Genomic DNA, 17,563 nt, shown 5'->3' on the forward strand with positions numbered 1-17,563 from the left:
ATCTTATCCGAACGCATTGGGTTCTGTTATCATGAAAAGATGGTTTTTTGCTAATTGATAATCATCAAAGGAGCCGGGATGAACTCACAATCCCCCGAGCAGACCAATCCTGACCTGCTGAAATCTCAGGTAACAAAAATACTTGCTGCTTTTACCCATCCGACGCTAGAACGTGATTTGATAACGTTGAAGGCTTTACATCACAGTACGATGCTTGATGGCGTCTTGCATATTGAATTGCTCATGCCGTTTGTCTGGAAGCGTGGGTTTGAAGTATTGAAAGAAGCGACAACTGAAAAATTACAGGCAATAACCGGGGCAAAATCGGTGGCGTGGAAATTAATCCATGATATCAGTACGTTACGTCGCGCTAATGATCTGCCGGGAATTAATGGTGTCCGTAATATTTTGGCTATCAGCTCAGGTAAAGGCGGGGTGGGTAAATCCAGCACAGCCGTAAACTTGGCGCTGGCATTGGCTCGGGAGGGGGCAAAAGTCGGTATTCTGGATGCTGATATCTACGGTCCTTCTGTTCCGAGTATGTTGGGAACGACCAGGGAGCGTCCAACTTCCCCGGATGGGCAGCATATGGCGCCGATTATGACGCATGGCCTTGCCACTAACTCGATTGGTTATTTAGTGACAGATGATAATGCAATGGTGTGGCGTGGTCCAATGGCCAGTAAGGCATTGATGCAGATGCTACAGGATACATTATGGCCGGATCTTGATTATCTGGTTATTGATATGCCACCAGGAACCGGTGATATTCAGCTCACTTTGTCACAAAACATCCCGGTAACGGGAGCACTAGTGGTAACAACGCCGCAGGATATTGCCTTAATTGATGCAATGAAAGGTATCGTCATGTTCCAGAAAGTGAAGGTACCTGTACTGGGTATTGTTGAAAACATGAGTGCGCATATTTGCAGCAATTGCGGCCGTCTGGAACCTATTTTTGGTACGGGTGGAGCAGAAACATTAGCCACTAAATATCACTGTAAATTATTGGGGCAAATCCCTCTGCATATTTCACTGCGTGAAGATCTTGATCGTGGTCAGCCAACCGTTATCAGTCATCCTGATAGTGAATTTACGGATATTTATCGCGAAATTGCAGCAAATATTTCAGCACAGATGTATTGGCAAGGTGAGAAGATACCAACGGAAATCTCATTCCGTGTTGTTTAATACGGGTATTTGATTGATGAGACGGGCGGTGGATGTTTCCATTGCCCGCTTTTTGTATGGGGAGATTTTGCATAGGGAGAAGTATGCTTGTCCGATTTCCCTCGTTACGATTTTCTTCGTTACATGGTTTTTATGCGAAACGCTTCGAAAAAAATGAGACTTATCTTGTTTACACTGGAACAGATACCATTAACTCCCTATAATCTCGCCAAACTTAGCACTCATAAGTGCTTTGTTCCCATTTTTTTCTAGAATCAGGTTATCTTTATTATGGCTGACGAAGCATATCAGTGCACAATTGTGGGAATCTCCGGTGCATCTGCCTCAGGTAAAAGTCTCATTGCTAATACACTTTATCGTGAATTACGCGCTCAGGTTGGTGATCACAATATCGGTATTATACCAGAGGATTGCTATTATAAAGATCAGAGCAATCTATCAATGGAAGAGCGTTATAAGACTAATTATGACCATCCAAGCTCAATGGATCACAATTTGCTCTTTTCTCACCTGCAAGCGCTGAAAATGGGTGAATCAATTGAATTACCACAATACGATTATGTTGCTCATACTCGTAAACTAGAATCGATTCATTTTGCACCGAAAAGGGTTATTATTCTGGAAGGTATTCTGTTATTGACCGATAAGCGCTTGCGCCAGGAGATGGACTTCTCTATTTTTGTTGATACGCCACTGGATATTTGCCTTATGCGTCGTATTAAGCGGGATGTGCATGAACGGGGACGTTCTCTGGATTCGGTTATTGAGCAATATCATAAAACTGTGCGTCCAATGTTCCTGCAATTTATTGAACCATCAAAGCAATATGCAGATATTATTGTGCCGCGCGGAGGTAAAAACCGAGTAGCGATTGATATATTGAAAGCCAAAATTGGTCAGTTCTGCGAATAATAAAACTTGGCTTGTCAGGCATTGATAAGCATCATCGTATTTGAGAGGAAATAATGCGACTCTGTGACCGCGACATTATTAAATGGCTTGATGAAGGTAAATTGGTCATTGCTCCACGTCCGCCGATTGAACGAATTAACGGGGCAACTGCTGATGTACGCCTTGGGAATCAGTTTCGTGTTTTCTGTGGTCATACTGCGGCATATATTGATTTGAGTGGTCCGAAAGATGAGGTCAGTGCTGCGCTTGATCGCGTGATGAGTGATGAAATAATTCTGTCTGACGATGAGGTTTTTTTCCTCCATCCTGGCGAGTTGGCACTAGCTGTTACGCTGGAATCCGTCACGTTGCCTGATGATTTGGTGGGTTGGCTTGATGGGCGTTCTTCTCTTGCTCGTCTTGGGTTGATGGTGCATGTGACAGCACACCGGATTGATCCGGGCTGGCATGGTCAGATTGTTCTTGAATTCTATAACTCCGGTAAATTGCCTCTGGCGTTACGTCCGGGTATGGTTATTGGGGCTTTGAGTTTTGAACCATTGTCTGGTTCCGCTGACCGTCCGTATAACCGTCGTCAAGATGCGAAATATAAAAACCAACAGGGTGCGGTGGGTAGCCGTATTGATGAAGATTAATATCTTTATCGGCTACTGAGTTGCATTGACTGTTTTGATAAAAAAAGCTGAGGAAGTCATGAAGAGATTGCTGACGACACTGATTATTTTGCTGGTTGTGATTATTACCGGTCTGGCAGCATTAGTCATGTTAGTAAACCCGAATGACTTTCGTGCTTATATGGTCAAGCAGGTGCAAAAGAAGAGTGGCTACCAACTCGTCCTGCAAGATGGTATGCGCTGGCATGTCTGGCCAAAATTGAGCATCATTTCCGGGCGTATGTCATTAACGGCCCCAGGAGCGGCGCAGCCAACCGTGACGGCGGAAAATATGCGTCTTGATGTGGAGTTGTGGCCGCTTCTTTCTCATCAGCTTGCCGTTAAAGAGGTGATGCTGAAAGGGGCGATATTGAGAGTAACCTCGGAGAGCCAGTCGCAGAAAAAAGAGAATACTCCTATTGCCCCAAAGGGGAGTATAGCCAATCCTGTTGCGAAGAGTGAGGGTTGGAAGCTTGATATCGCCAGAATTAAGGTCGCGGATAGTTTGCTTATTTGGCAGCGTGATGAACATGAGCAGTTAAATGTCCGCGATATTAATCTGCTTATGGAGCGGGATAACCAAAACCATATCAGTGTGGAATTAAGTAGCAAAGTCAGTAAAAATCAGCAAGAACTGGCTTTTAATCTTAATGCAGATGTCGATATTACTGATTATCCACATCGTGTTGCGGGTAATATTGACTCTTTTGATTATCAACTCCAGGGCGCAGGTATATCTACGGGGGGAATTAGTGGTTCAGGAAAAGTACATGCTGTTTATCAAAAAGAGACGACGGATGGACCGCAAATAATTTCTTTACAGACGCTAAGTTTCACGGCTAATGAGAGTGAATTGCATGGCAGTATAAAAGCGATGTTGGGGGCTCACGCGGATTACCAGATCGATTTATCTTCCCAAAAACTGAATTTAGATAATCTAATAGGATGGGATTTGCTTCCTAAAGAGGGTGCGGAAGTTAAACGTTATTACCGGATAGAGAATAGTTCAGCTAAACCTGTGATCGCCGTTTCAAGCCCTGTGCAGCCTGATTATAGCGCTGCATTTCTAAATGATTTTAATGCCAATGTGACTATTAATGCAGACAAATTTATTTATCGAGGAATGGAGATCGATAATCTGATATTGAAAGCGACAAATAATAGTGGTACTGCTGAAATTTCTACTCTGAATGGGAAATTATTTGGTGGTGATTTCTCCATTCCGGTTATTTTAGATGCAACAGGTAGCCAACTGAAATTACATGCAAAACCTTTACTGCGGAATATAGAGTTGGAGCCGGTACTCAAAGCCTTTTCCTTACCACGGGCATTTAGTGGTAAATTCAATCTGAATGGGGATCTTTCAGGTAAAGGATATGATGGTTATGCCATTTCGCATATTTGGCAGGGTGATCTTAATTTCAGTTTAGTTAATGCCAAAATGCATGGATTAAATATCCCCCAATTAATTCAGCAATCCGTTGCTCGTGCAACGGATAAAGTGAATGTCCCTGATAATATGGATAATTTTACCCGTGCTAAAAAGCTTGATGTTAAAGCGGTACTGAATCGAGGTGATATAAAAATCAGTCGACTTCATGCGGTGTCCGATCTGCTAAATATTGATGGGCAGGGTAAGGCTAATTTGCTTAAACAAGATGTTGATGTTGCTTTAAAAGTACAGATAACACAAGGATGGGGCAAGGATAATGAATTGGTTAGTCGTCTGCGAAAAATGAAAGTCCCACTGCGGGTTTACGGTAATTGGAGTAATCTGCAATACAATTTGGATATTGAGCAATTGCTACATAATGAGTTGGAGAACAAGGTAAAACAGGCTATTAACGATTGGGTTGAACGTAGCAGTAATTAGTTCATACTTGATTTGACTGCTTCAATTCTGGCAGTTGATTATTATGCTTAATCAGATGCTTAAATGAATGCTCATATACCTAATAGATTTCGAGTTGCAGCGCGGCGGCAAGTGAGCGAATCCCCAGGAGCATAGATAACTATGTGACTGGGGTGAGTGAAAGCAGCCAACAAAGCAGCAGCTTGAAAGATGAAGGGTATAGTTGTCTGAGCAGTTAATTTCAGTACAAAGGCGGGTTTGCGATTATGAGTTAAATGTTAATAATTGCCAGCATATCTTCATTTTCTTCATCCATGCCGACTTCAACAAAGCCAAAACTGGCGTAAAAGTTTCTTGCTACAGGATTTTTGGGCTTATAACAGATTTCTATTTCTTTCAATTCATTTAAAAAATCCCGGTACAGTCTAAACTGACCGGGCTTTATTTTGTTTCAGAGGAAAAACTCAGTGATGACCAATATGATGAGTGATCAATAACACTGAGTTATTCTTTATTTTCTTCCTCTGACACGAGAGGGGTAATTTTTACCTTATTGATTCGGTGACTGGTCACTTCCAACGGTTCAAACAGATAATTATCAATTTGTAATTGTTCACCTTGTTGTGGAATATGTTGTGAATGTTCCATCAACAAACCGGCCAAAGTTTGATATTCACGTTTTTCATCCAGTTGCAAAGGGACATAAAGTATCAAATCATCCAGCGGCATATAACCATTGGCAATCCAACCACCATGCTCAGTCGCTTGAATATCATGACGGGCATCAGTTTCTTCGCCATCTACCGGTAAATTACCCGCGATAGTTTCCATTACGTCGGTCAAAGTCACCACACCTTCCACAGAACCAAATTCATCGACAACAAACGCGAAGTGAGTTTGTGCCTGGCGGAACTGTTCCAATGCTTGGAGTAGTGAAAGCTGTTCAGGGAAAATCAGAGGCTGTTTTATCAGCGAGTGTAAATCAAAAGGCTGTTGGTTGAGTTGTTGATTCAGTAAATCAATAACATGGACAACACCTAATGGTTCGTCACTGATATTTTCATCTGTTACCACAATGCGGGTGTGGGGATTTTTACTCAGTATTTGCGTCAGATTTTCGGTTGGTGCATGAATATCAAGGTACTCCACGTCGTGACGGGAAGTCATGATACTGTTAACGTTACGCTGCGCCATGCCTAAAACCCTGGCAATCATTTGACGTTCTTGTGGATCAAACACTTCCTGATTATCAGAAATCAGATTGGATGTATGATTATCTAATTCTGCATTTTCATGTTTGCCACTAAGGATACGTAAAACGGCCTCCGCTGTTCTTTCACGCAGTGAGCGGGAAGCCGTAAGAAATCTGCGGCGGTTAAATTGAGCGAACTGGTTCAGGGACTCAATCATAATTGAGAAGCCGATAGCGGCGTACAAGTAACCTTTGGGAATGCGATAACCAAAACCTTCGGCCACCAGACTGAAACCGATCATCAACAAGAAGCTCAGACAGAGAATAACGATAGTTGGGTGAGCATTGACGAAAGTGGTCAACGGTTTACTTGCCAGTATCATCAGGAACATCGCAATAGTGACTGCCGCGATCATGATACTGATGTTGTCTACCATACCAACAGCAGTTACCACTGAATCCAGTGAAAATACAGCGTCAAGGACAATTATTTGAGCGACAACCGTCCAAAATTTAGATGTTTTGCGTTGTTGTCCTGAGTGGGCATCTTTACCTTCCAGCCGTTCATTGAGCTCCATCGTCGCTTTGAACAGTAGGAAAAGACCGCCTATCAGCATAATCAGGTCACGGGCGCTAAATGGATGTTCCCAAAGCGTAATTAATGGATGAGTTAGCGTTATCAGCCAGGCAAGACTAAAAAGCAGTCCGATACGCATCAGTAACGCACAACTTAGACCTGTAATTCTTGCTTTGTCTCTTTGTTTTTCAGGAAGTTTATCGGCCAGAATGGCAATAAAGACCAAGTTGTCAATTCCGAGGACAATTTCTAGAACGATAAGAGTAACCAGTCCAGCCCATATCGTCGGATCAGCGATCCATTCCATACAGTTTGTTTTACCTTTTAATATGACGGCTCATGCCGAATAATGAATAATGGGCATTGACTCATCAAATTTCAATAGTTGATTTTTCATATGGGGAAGTTTTTTCCAAAAAATGAGGTGTAGCGGTATCGATGGCACCAATAACTATCCATTAAAGCTCATCCTGAGTTAACATGTGATCACATTAACAAATTGCACACTAATTATTATTGGTGAGCAGAATTATCATCAGACAGGAGTTATTCATGTCCAAGCAGCAGATTGGTGTTGTCGGTATGGCGGTGATGGGGCGTAACTTGGCACTAAATATTGAGAGCCGTGGTTATTCCGTATCTATATTTAACCGTTCAAGTGATAAAACTGACGAAGTGATCGCCGAAAATCCGGGGAAGAAATTAGTTCCAAGTTACACTGTCGAAGAATTTGTCGATTCACTGGAAAAACCGCGCCGTATTCTGCTCATGGTTAAGGCTGGCGAAGCAACAGATAAAACTATTGCTTCACTGACTCCACATTTGGATAAAGGTGATATTTTGATTGATGGGGGTAATACCTATTTTCAGGATACTATCCGTCGTAATCGGGAGCTTTCTGCTCAGGGTTTTAATTTTATCGGTACCGGGGTTTCCGGTGGTGAAGAGGGGGCATTGAAAGGTCCATCTATCATGCCTGGCGGCCAGAAAGAGGCGTATAAATTGGTGGCGCCAATTCTGCAAGAGATTGCGGCTAAAGCTGAAGGTGAACCTTGTGTGGCCTATATTGGCCCGGATGGTGCCGGCCATTATGTGAAAATGGTTCACAATGGCATTGAATACGGTGATATGCAGCTCATTGCTGAAGCCTATTCCTTACTGAAAAATGCCCTAAACCTGAGCAATGAAGAACTCTCTGAGATTTTCACTGACTGGAATAACGGCGAATTGAGCAGTTATTTGATTGAAATTACGGCTGATATTTTCCATAAGAAAGACGAAGCAGGCCAATATTTGGTTGATGTGATTTTGGATGAAGCAGCAAATAAAGGTACGGGTAAGTGGACCAGCCAGAGCTCTCTGGATTTAGGGATTCCAGTGACGTTGATCACAGAATCGGTATTTGCACGTTATATCTCATCTCTAAAAGATCAGCGAGTTGCCGCGGCTAAAGTTTTGAGCGGGCCGGAAGTACAACCCTTTAAAGGTGATAAGGCCGAATTTATTGAGAAAGTCCGCCGTGCGCTTTATTTGGGTAAAATCGTCTCTTATGCCCAGGGTTTTCAGCAATTGAAAGCGGTATCTGATGAGTACCAGTGGGATCTCAATTACGGTGAGATTGCTGGGATTTTCCGGGCGGGTTGTATTATTCGTGCTCAATTCCTGCAAAAAATTACTGACGCGTATAACGAAAATGCGGATATTGCTAACTTGTTGTTGGCGCCTTACTTTAAGCAAATTGCTGATGAATATCAGCAGGCGCTGCGTGATGTCGTCTCGTATGGGGTGCAGAATGGTATCCCAACCCCCACTTTCTCTGCTGCTATTTCTTACTACGATAGTTATCGTTCAGCGGTATTGCCTGCTAATTTAATTCAGGCTCAGCGTGATTATTTTGGTGCTCATACCTATAAGCGTACTGATAAAGAGGGTGTTTTCCACACTGAATGGATGGAATAAACCTGGTAATTACTGATTGATCAGGAGAGTAAAGAGTCTACTTCAGATATGATGTGGTTTTAATTTCCGAGATCGTCTGGAACACGTCGTTGCAGTTTTTTAACAAATATACCGCAACGGCGTAGTTTAAATTTCAGAATATGACTTATCTGAGAGTGATGATTGTCACATTAATCCCGAATTAAGCAATAGGATCAGTACTAATAATGTGAAAATCAAAACGATTATTTCCTGCATGAACCAGTTTCAAGTTTTTAGGGAAATTGAGACCTTCATCAATCGTTGCAATACCGACAGCATCATAAGAAAAATAGAATGACCCGTTACCAATATATTCTCCGGTGTTGACATTTCTTACATAAATTGAAGTGACTATCTCTTTCTGTACCAGTAGTTCGCTAACGACCGTATAATTATCATCCGTTGTTGCGTTAACGTCGATTGTTTCCTCTTCTTCTCCATTAAATATTTTAATGATCATAGAGAATATTATATCTGAATGAGTATCATCAATGATTCTTAGTGCAACCAGTTTTGTATCTTTCTGCATAATTCTGAATTTAGATAACCCTCTAATTTCTCTATCGATATCTGGATTGTCGACTACCCATTCATAATATTTACTTTCTGGATCGTTATAATGACGCCACGCATGGACTTTTGATAACTTTCCAATTTTTACTGAACGAAATTTATCATTAAGATTGGAAGGGAGAGAGATAATTTTATCGAGCTCTGGGTAATCATGTGACTTACCCTGATAGTTTTTCTCTTCGAAAAATGTGACGCCTGTAATTAATTCTTTTGTCATTTTTTTACTCCTTAAAGTTAATGTAAGTAAATATATAGGTTGCCAAGAAAAAATATTTCCGTCAATAAACCCGTATGTAATGCTTTTCTGGAAGTATACCCGGCTGTATTAATATGAAATATATAGTATTTACTCGTTTATACCCTTCATCTTTCAAGCTGCTGCTTTGTTGGCTGCTTTCACTCACCCCAGTCACATAGTTGTCTATGCTCCTGGGGATTCGTTCACTTGCCGCCGCGCTGCAACTCGAAATCTATTAGGTATATACTATTTGTGAAAATTGGCTTTTTTCTGTGTAATATTTGGCGATGATAATTTATTTATTCCTCCTCTTTAGATGAGATATATCCAGTCAATAAAAGAATAATATTCGATGGGTTAATATTAAAGTTAGCATAAAAATACATAAAGTAAAGCTGTTCAAAAAGTACATAATAATGTTTTTATAATTATATTAATATAGTAAAATTTACTGTTTGAAATATAAAAATTTGATGTTTTTAGTGAATTTTGTATCTTGAATTTAGTATTCAATTTTATTGTGAATATTTTACATGTTTAGTGTTTTGAATAGATGCTATAAGATTGTTTTTTATTAGTAATATTATGAAAACACCTAAAGCTAGATATATAATAATGGAATGATTGGATTTTTCTATAATTTTTAAAATTAATAGTTAGGGAAGTATTTATCTCAAAGGGAATAGCTTGTGAATATTGTTTATAGTGGATTTTAATTTAATTTTTTTAATTAAATGACTGTTTGATTTTTTAGTTATAAATTTTTATGAAAAAAAGATGAATAATAGTGAATGGCTAATTAATTGTTAAAAAATTATTATCTTGGTAGAAATGAATACACCGTTGCGGTTTCTAATGATATTCCGCAACGGTGTTGCTTAAATTTTCAGAACGTAGCCTGTCTGAAAACGAGGTTAACTATCGTTACATTATGATCGGATTAGTGAGAAAAATCGGTACTGATAATATGAATATCAAAACGATTACCACCTACACTCACTATTCTGAGATTTTTAGGGAAATTCGCTTTCTCATCAATAGTAACAACACCATTTGCATCACGATAGAAATAGAATGATCCGTTATTAATATATACTCCAGTGCTGGTATTTCTTATTGCAATGGCAGTGACCAACTCTGTCTCAAATGGCAGTATACCAACCAGTGCATAATCATCATCAGTTGTTGTTTCAACTGGACCCACGCAATGTGTATTCGTGAACATTGAGAATTTAATACCTGAATAAGTATCATCAATCAGTCTTAATGCAACTAGGCAGGTATCTTTTGGTGCTACTTTAAACTTAGATAATCCTCTAATTTCTCTATCAATATCTGGATGATCATATTCCCATTCACGATAGCGTTGACCGGGTTCACAATTGGTCTGATGACGCCATGCATAAACTTTTGATAGTGTTCCAATTCTTACTGAGCGGAATCTATCGTTAAGATCATAAGGCAATGGAATAATGATATCGTTTTCTGGATAATGGTGCGCTTCACCCAGAAAGTATTTTCTATCGAAAAAAGTTGCACCTGTAACTAGCTTATTAGTCATATTTTTCTATTCCTTAAACTTTATTTTAAAAAAAACGTCATCTTTCTTTTTGAAAGCGATATGAGAATACAATGAGTGTGGGTTCTTGTATTTAATAAAATATAATGAATAGGCATATTAAATTGTTGCCAATACAACATTAATATAATTGACATGTCATTTTGTGCTGATGCTTGAAATAAAGATTCTGAAATTAAAAATAATTGAAAATTCCTATCAAAAAACATCTTTATTGGGGTAGGGAATTATCCCCTAATGTAATTGATAATTTCTTGTATATGACTCAATAGTGAATAATTAGATATTCATGGTATTTGATAATTATACCTCTCTATTTAATGTTTACATGATGTAGCAATAATAACTTTATCTAGTGATATAAATTTATGGAGGCGGGATAGTTACCACTTTAAATGAATATGTTTAATAAAAATGCAGAATTATTCCCCTAAATTCTTATCGATAGTGAAATGAACTTTTAGGATTAGGAGGGAAATAGGAAAAAAACAGTTCAGTAATCTTAAATAGCCTATTTTTATAGGCTATTTGACAAATATCATTTTTCGCAATGGTATTTATTCTACCCGCCGAAAAATCACCAATTCAGGTTGTGCAATTCGGTGATAATCTTGGGTGTTAAGAATCACTGAGCGTTCAAGGCTGCCGGCATTAAAAGCCAGTTCATCAAAACGTTCAAATAATAAAGGGTCTGCAACCAGTTTCAGAGCTGGATGGAAACTAAAAGGTGGAATAGCACCAAACACACATTGAGTCAGTTCAAAAACTTCCTTAGGACTTGCCAGTGAGGCGCGGTTGCCACCGATCTGTTTTGCCAGTGAAGAGAGGTCTGCTTGTTGATCCGCAGGCAATACAGCGAGTACATATTGGCGAAACCCTTCTCCCTTAACATGGCAAACTAATCCTTTTGCTCCTTGTCCAAGTTGTGTACCACGAATTTTGGCAACCTCTTCAGAACGTCCGGCGGTTGGATGTTCCATCACCCGATAGCTGGCATGATGATTATCCAGTAATGTGGTCAGGCGGTTAAATATTTCGTTAGAGGACAAAATAAACTCCTAAGTAATAACTTGGTGAATTGATATATTAATCTTCTCGATTATTGTATTTATTATATTGCCAATTACATATATTACCAAGAGGGAAAGTTATCAAATATCTATTTTAATAAACATTATCTAACTCTATCGAGATATATTTATATTTTTTGAATTGTGTGGTTTAAATAGAACTATTATTTATGTTTGTTGCAAGATGAATGATCTGTAGTTCCACTAGGTGATTTTTAAATTTTAATTTTTATATATTTTCATTCTAAAACTATTTTAATATTAAGGAATTATCAATAATGACTACAAATTTTTTTATGCCATCAGTAAATATGCTTGGTGTGGGCTGTCTGGTTGAAGCAGTAAATGCAATGAAAAGTGATGGTTACAAGCGAGCACTGATTGTGACTGATCGTGTTTTAAATAAAATTGGAACAGTAGCGAAAGTTCGGTCTTTATTATCTGATGTTGATATTGAGAGTGTGGTTTATGACGGTACCAATCCGAATCCGACGACAGTTAACGTTGAGGAAGGTTTGGATATGCTGCGTCAGCATAATAGCGATTGCGTTATTTCCTTAGGTGGTGGTTCGCCACATGATTGTGCAAAAGCTATTGTGTTGGTTGCTGCTAATGGGGGAGATATCCGGGATTATGTAGGTATTGGTCGTTCATCTAAACCGCATTTGCCATTAATCTCAGTCAATACTACTGCGGGTACTGCGTCAGAAATGTCACGTTTCTGTGTCATTACCGATACTGAGAGCCATATTAAAATGGCCATTGCTGATAAGAAAATAACACCTGTTTTGTCTGTAAACGATCCAGAATTGATGGTGGGCATGCCGAAAGGATTAACCGCTGCAACCGGAATGGACGCAATGACGCATGCGGTTGAAGCTTACCTCTCTAAAATGTCCAATCCAATAACCGATGCTTGTGCACTGAAAGCGATCACGATGATTAGTCATTCTTTACGCCAGGCAGTCGCAGATGGGAACAATATAGAAGCACGTGAAAACATGGCCTATGCACAATTCTTGGCGGGCATGGCGTTTAATAGTGCATTACTGGGATATGTTCACGCCATGTCTCATCAATTGGGTGGTACTTATGATTTGCCGCATGGGATATGTAATGCCATTTTGTTGCCACACGTTCAAGAGTTCAATGCCAAAGCGGTTGCGGGTCGTTTGAAAGATATTGCCGCTGCGATGGGGATAGATGTCAGTGCTATGAATGATCAGCAAGGGGCTGCGGCATGCATTGCTGAAATTCGTAAATTATTAAAAGATATTGGTATTCCGTCGGGTTTAGCGGAATTGAATGTCAAACTAGAAGATTTACCTATGTTGGCAACTAATGCCTTGAAAGATATATGTTGTTTGACTAATCCTACTCAAGCTACCCATGAAGAAATTGTTGCAATCTTTAAAGCTGCAATGTGATGTGTAAATTTTCATTTTATTTTGTGTAGAATACCTATACCCAAATTGGGTGAGGAGCAGTCACTAAAAGGCGACGTAGACGTATACGTCGCCTGATAGTCGTTTTTCGTGCAGAATGTTTATATTGTCAGGCGACCTCGTAGCACGTTACGGGTTTCAATAGACGATTAACTAAATAGATCCGCGATACTATGAAGTGACCCAAAAAAGTACCATCCGGTTACGGATCGATCTGAATAAGTTATTAATTAGTTTCGTATACAATAAATTCTGATTCTGCCAGTTTTGTTCCTCTAATACTGGATTCTTCTTGTATCATAACAGACTCCCCAATAGTAAATTGATCGGGCTATCTATCAAACCTGTAGTGATTAACTGGGATTATTTTTGCCTTATAGATCTGTGCAGCAGAGGTCTACGCCTATGTAAAAAACCTAATATCGCAGGTACCGGACTAATAATCCTCTTCAAGATGATCCCATTCGTTAAAAGAATTAACTGGGGAAGAAATTTTACTATCACGATCTATTGAATTTGAATCAAGCATGCCGTCTCCTGATATTTTAATACTATGTCGCCTTAATACTGTAACAACTGTATTAATTGCGACCCTATCGCCATCAATGGTGACTTCTCAGAAAAAATTCAGTTTAAATATGAGGTAATGATTAATATGATGGATCTATGCATCCCTACAGTTTGAAAAATTAAATGGCTATGATTTTTTCAGGTTTGATAAACCCAGAAACAAATTATAATTTTTTTATTAAAAACGGTAGTGCACAGTTAAAAGTTTTATTTTTTCATTATGAAATTGCTGCAATAATATATGACAACAATATTATAATTCCACCGTGCTTTTATAAACCTAAATTGACGCTATAAATTTACCTGCCCACAATAATATATAGACATTTAAATTTGTAAAGGCAGTAGATTTAAGCACTGTGAAATAGAGCACATGTTATTGCTTGCTACATTATTATTTACTTATAAAACATTGCCGTAGATAAATAAAGTGGAATTTCTTTATGAGATATTGTTTTATTCCCTAATTATGAATTCCAATAGAGGAAGGCAGGACAATAATATTATTGGCCTGCTTTTAGTTAATTATTGCTTATTATGTTAGTGATATCTTTAAAGATTTTATCTTACCTTTAATTTCTTGACTCGTAACGGGTTCAAATGTTCCTGATATACGAAGGTTCTGATTAGACATAGCTGCTAACAATATGTTATAAATTACTAGCGAATGATCCTTGTATTTAACTTCATCCATGTCGTCTTCCCAAAGTATACTATACCTGTCCCCTGATGTTACAGTTACAATAACTCTTGGTGACATGTTATGATCAAATTCGACAGATGATACTTTAGACAGTGGTAGATTTCTATCGCTTATTTCAAACTCCATAATGTAATAAATGAATTTATATTACCCAAGATACAGAACAACAAACTATTTACTTGTGTAATACAAGATAGTGGTTACTTCTACTACAAAATCAATATGTATTAATTGGTCATCTACGAGTCAGATATAATAGTTAGTATTTTTAATACCACATGAATATTTTATCTAACACATATAACTATAGATGCCATTCATACGTTGTCAAATAAAGGTGATAGCTTAATTTAAAAATACGTCTACATTGTCACAAAAAATAGAAATACAGATCTTTCATATTAAAACATTGATATATCATTAACTTTTTCCACATCTAACAGTTACATGTATAAATTATAATAATATGGATATTTATTATCCTCCTTAAAAAGGTAAAATTATTGTTGCAATCACAGAGTTAAAAAATAAATCATAGAGATTATAATCGGTGTATTGTTCGTGGAATTATGTTGCACTGACTATATGAATCCACCTTGTTAATCTATTTATTATTTCCCCCTTCTCATTTGCTGGAAAAGGGCTGTGGATCGTGATTGCAGGAGAGATAAAATAGACAAAACCGTATGTATCCGCACCTATTTCGTCGGGTATTATTAATAAAATAACCCAACGAAATAGGTTGTTAATTATTCTTCGCTCACATTAATGATGCGATCTTGTTTAGGATAAGAAATAGGCGATTTTTCAGCGAAATATTTTATTACAGCATCAACATCAGGCACGCTATATACAGGATCAATACCCTCGTTAAACACAGAGAAGTTACTTCCCCCTGTTGCCAAAAATTCGTTAGCAGCCACACGGTATTTTCCATTTAATTCAATGGGTTCACCATTGATTTTCATCGAGCGGGTAATAACATGATCGCCTACTGGTTTGGCGCTATCCCACTGATATTCAAAACTATGAGAAACCGCCAAGATTTGTGAACGTGAACGATCCCATTGTTGTTCCAGCAGACGTTTAATTTGTTCACCCGTTAGTGTCTTGGTTAATAATACATTAGAGAATGGCTGAACAGCGTAGATAGCACTGTAAGTTACTTTACCATTGGTCATGTCAGCACGAATACCGCCGCTGTTAATAAATGCAATTTGGGCGCCGCCACTTTCTTTAGGTGCAGCAGTATACAAATGTGCATCTGCAATTACTTTACCCAGTGAAGATTCACCAGCACGATTAGTTTTCCTATTCAGATCGCTATCCAACTTACCAATAACACGGTTTGCCAATGGCGCGGCTATTTTTTCATATATATCCAATACTTTAGTCACTTCTGGATCTTTTTCATATTTATGGTTATCAACCCAAATATTTTCCGCTTTAAAATCCACAATATTCTGAGTGGATTTGTCCAGTTTTAGATCCAAGCTAGTTATTAACGCGCCATTAGCCTGTGCAGAGGTGACTGGCTTACCATTAATTACACAGTTATACGCTTGATGAGTGTGACCAGTAATAACAAAATCAATCTCTTTATCCAGTTGATTAACGATATCCAACACTTCACCGGTTAAAGCATTGCAGGCATTCGCATCAATCGGTTTGCCATCACTTTTTTGTTCAGCACCTTCATGAATCAGAACGCCTATTGCTTTAACACCTTGTTTCTGTAGCTCCGGCACTAAAGCATTAATGGTTTTAACTTCGTTAGCGAAGCTCAAACCTTCGGTTCCGCTTGGTGTCACGATCTCTGGAGTATTTTCCAGAGTCAGGCCAATGAAAGCTATCGGAATGCCTTCAAATTTTTTAATGATATATGCAGGAAATAGTGTCTTACCCGTTTGATTGACGGTGACATTTGCTGCCAGATATTGAAATTTCGCCCCCGGAAATGGCTTTGGCCCTTGACAGCCAGTTACAGGATGACAGCCACCATTCTGTTTACGCAGCAGTTCATCCTTACCTTTATCAAACTCATGATTGCCAACAGCAGTTGCTTCCAAACCTACTTTGGATAGCGTTTCAATTGTTGGCTCGTCATGAAACATTGAAGAGAGTAATGGACTTGCCCCGATCATATCGCCAGCACCAACGACAATATTGTTAGGTTTCTCTTTCTTTAGTTCCTTGATTAGTGTGGACATATGTTCAATGCCACCGGGTTTATTGGGGTTTGGTGCTTTCAGCGCACCATGAAAATCGTTCATAGCCAGGACACGAACATCAATAATATCTGCTTTATTATGATCGGGTTTAATGACACATCCGGCTAACAGGGCACTACTAATCGCCAAAGAAATTAATTTATATTTATTATTCATCTTGTTTATCTCTTGGTATTGATTTTGTGTTCTAGACAGTTAATCACATCTTATTTTTTGCTGTAACAAATGTAAAGTTCATCATGAAAATAGTAACCCGTATATATATCACTTTCGATACGATTCTAGTACCATTTCACACCAACACCATACAAATCTATTTTCTAAATAAGATCGGTTTTTGGCGGTGAAAGTTTTGATATTGGAACAAGCATTTAGTTTGATTTTTTATCCAGAGTTCAGATTAAATAACTTAAGTTCCATTTAAATGATAATTGATTAGGTTTATGGAGAGTAACTATGATTAAAAATAGTAAAATTTAGGGTGAATTATTGTAATATCAACACTGCCAAACTATTTATACCTAATAGATTTCGAGTTGCAGCGCGGCGGCAAATGAACGAATCCCCAGGAGCATAGATAACTATGTGACTGGGGTGAGTGAAAGCAGCCAACAAAGCAGCAGCTTGAAAGATGAAGGGTATATCTTTATTCCAGATATCCGTTAATTGATCCAAATCAAACGCATAATATAATAGAGATTATCAACTCCTACTGGGTAGTGCAAAATCGCCTCTCAACCCTATACGCTAATCCGTATCAAGGCTTTTCGGTCAAATTCCTACCTTTTTATTTAATG

The 17,563-nt window shown here is 38.6% G+C and carries 12 protein-coding genes; 6 read left to right on the plus strand and 6 right to left on the minus strand.

Annotated features, from left to right (window positions below):
• The first annotated feature begins 78 nt into the window (after positions 1-78).
• The 4 genes from apbC to asmA all read left to right on the plus strand — a co-directional run bounded on the left by apbC (position 79) and on the right by asmA (position 4,629).
• Positions 79-1,191, plus strand: a complete 1,113-nt coding sequence (gene apbC, locus KZ793_RS06400) for an iron-sulfur cluster carrier protein ApbC (RefSeq protein ID WP_225814511.1) — start codon at positions 79-81, stop codon at positions 1,189-1,191.
• Positions 1,192-1,461: 270 nt separating this feature from the next.
• A complete protein-coding gene (gene udk / locus KZ793_RS06405; protein ID WP_118985326.1) occupies positions 1,462-2,103 on the plus strand; it encodes a uridine kinase in 642 nt (213 codons plus the stop codon).
• Positions 2,104-2,156: 53 nt separating this feature from the next.
• Positions 2,157-2,738: a dCTP deaminase gene (gene dcd / locus KZ793_RS06410; protein WP_036777925.1), complete on the plus strand. Its 582-nt coding sequence runs from the start codon at positions 2,157-2,159 to the stop codon at positions 2,736-2,738.
• Positions 2,739-2,796: 58 nt separating this feature from the next.
• Positions 2,797-4,629: an outer membrane assembly protein AsmA gene (gene asmA, locus KZ793_RS06415; RefSeq protein ID WP_225814513.1), complete on the plus strand. Its 1,833-nt coding sequence runs from the start codon at positions 2,797-2,799 to the stop codon at positions 4,627-4,629.
• 250 nt (positions 4,630-4,879) lie between these two features.
• Here the strand turns inward: asmA and KZ793_RS22515 are convergent, their stop codons facing one another.
• Entirely contained in the window at positions 4,880-5,008 is a 129-nt protein-coding gene (locus KZ793_RS22515; RefSeq protein ID WP_255619205.1) for a hypothetical protein, read from the minus strand.
• 104 nt (positions 5,009-5,112) lie between these two features.
• Positions 5,113-6,684 (minus strand): TerC family protein, encoded by a 1,572-nt coding sequence (locus KZ793_RS06420; RefSeq protein ID WP_225814515.1) that lies wholly within the window; start codon positions 6,682-6,684, stop codon positions 5,113-5,115.
• A gap of 245 nt (positions 6,685-6,929) precedes the next feature.
• On the opposite strand from KZ793_RS06420, the gene gndA reads away from it, so the two are divergent.
• The gene (gene gndA, locus KZ793_RS06425) at positions 6,930-8,336 is read left to right on the plus strand and encodes an NADP-dependent phosphogluconate dehydrogenase (protein ID WP_225814517.1); all 1,407 of its coding nucleotides are present in this window, start codon (positions 6,930-6,932) and stop codon (positions 8,334-8,336) included.
• A 181-nt stretch (positions 8,337-8,517) separates the two neighbouring features.
• On the opposite strand, the gene KZ793_RS06430 is transcribed toward gndA, so the two are convergent.
• From KZ793_RS06430 to KZ793_RS06440, 3 genes are all read right to left on the minus strand, one after another.
• Positions 8,518-9,147, minus strand: coding sequence for a beta/gamma crystallin domain-containing protein (locus KZ793_RS06430; protein ID WP_225814519.1), 630 nt, complete (start codon positions 9,145-9,147; stop codon positions 8,518-8,520).
• Between the two features lie 961 nt (positions 9,148-10,108).
• The gene (locus KZ793_RS06435; RefSeq protein WP_225814521.1) at positions 10,109-10,729 is read right to left on the minus strand and encodes a beta/gamma crystallin domain-containing protein; all 621 of its coding nucleotides are present in this window, start codon (positions 10,727-10,729) and stop codon (positions 10,109-10,111) included.
• A 575-nt stretch (positions 10,730-11,304) separates the two neighbouring features.
• Complete coding sequence (locus KZ793_RS06440) at positions 11,305-11,796, minus strand: YbaK/prolyl-tRNA synthetase associated domain-containing protein (protein WP_225814523.1); 492 nt, start codon at positions 11,794-11,796, stop codon at positions 11,305-11,307.
• Positions 11,797-12,092: 296 nt separating this feature from the next.
• Here KZ793_RS06440 and yiaY point away from each other — a divergent pair, with 296 nt between their 5' ends.
• The gene (gene yiaY / locus KZ793_RS06445) at positions 12,093-13,244 is read left to right on the plus strand and encodes an L-threonine dehydrogenase (protein WP_225814706.1); all 1,152 of its coding nucleotides are present in this window, start codon (positions 12,093-12,095) and stop codon (positions 13,242-13,244) included.
• A 2,040-nt stretch (positions 13,245-15,284) separates the two neighbouring features.
• Here yiaY and KZ793_RS06450 read toward each other — a convergent pair.
• Positions 15,285-16,922, minus strand: a complete 1,638-nt coding sequence (locus KZ793_RS06450) for a bifunctional metallophosphatase/5'-nucleotidase (RefSeq protein WP_225814524.1) — start codon at positions 16,920-16,922, stop codon at positions 15,285-15,287.
• Positions 16,923-17,563: the final 641 nt, after the last annotated feature.

The sequence above is a fragment of the Photorhabdus antumapuensis genome (genome assembly GCF_020387775.1).
Taxonomy (GTDB): domain Bacteria; phylum Pseudomonadota; class Gammaproteobacteria; order Enterobacterales; family Enterobacteriaceae; genus Photorhabdus; species Photorhabdus antumapuensis.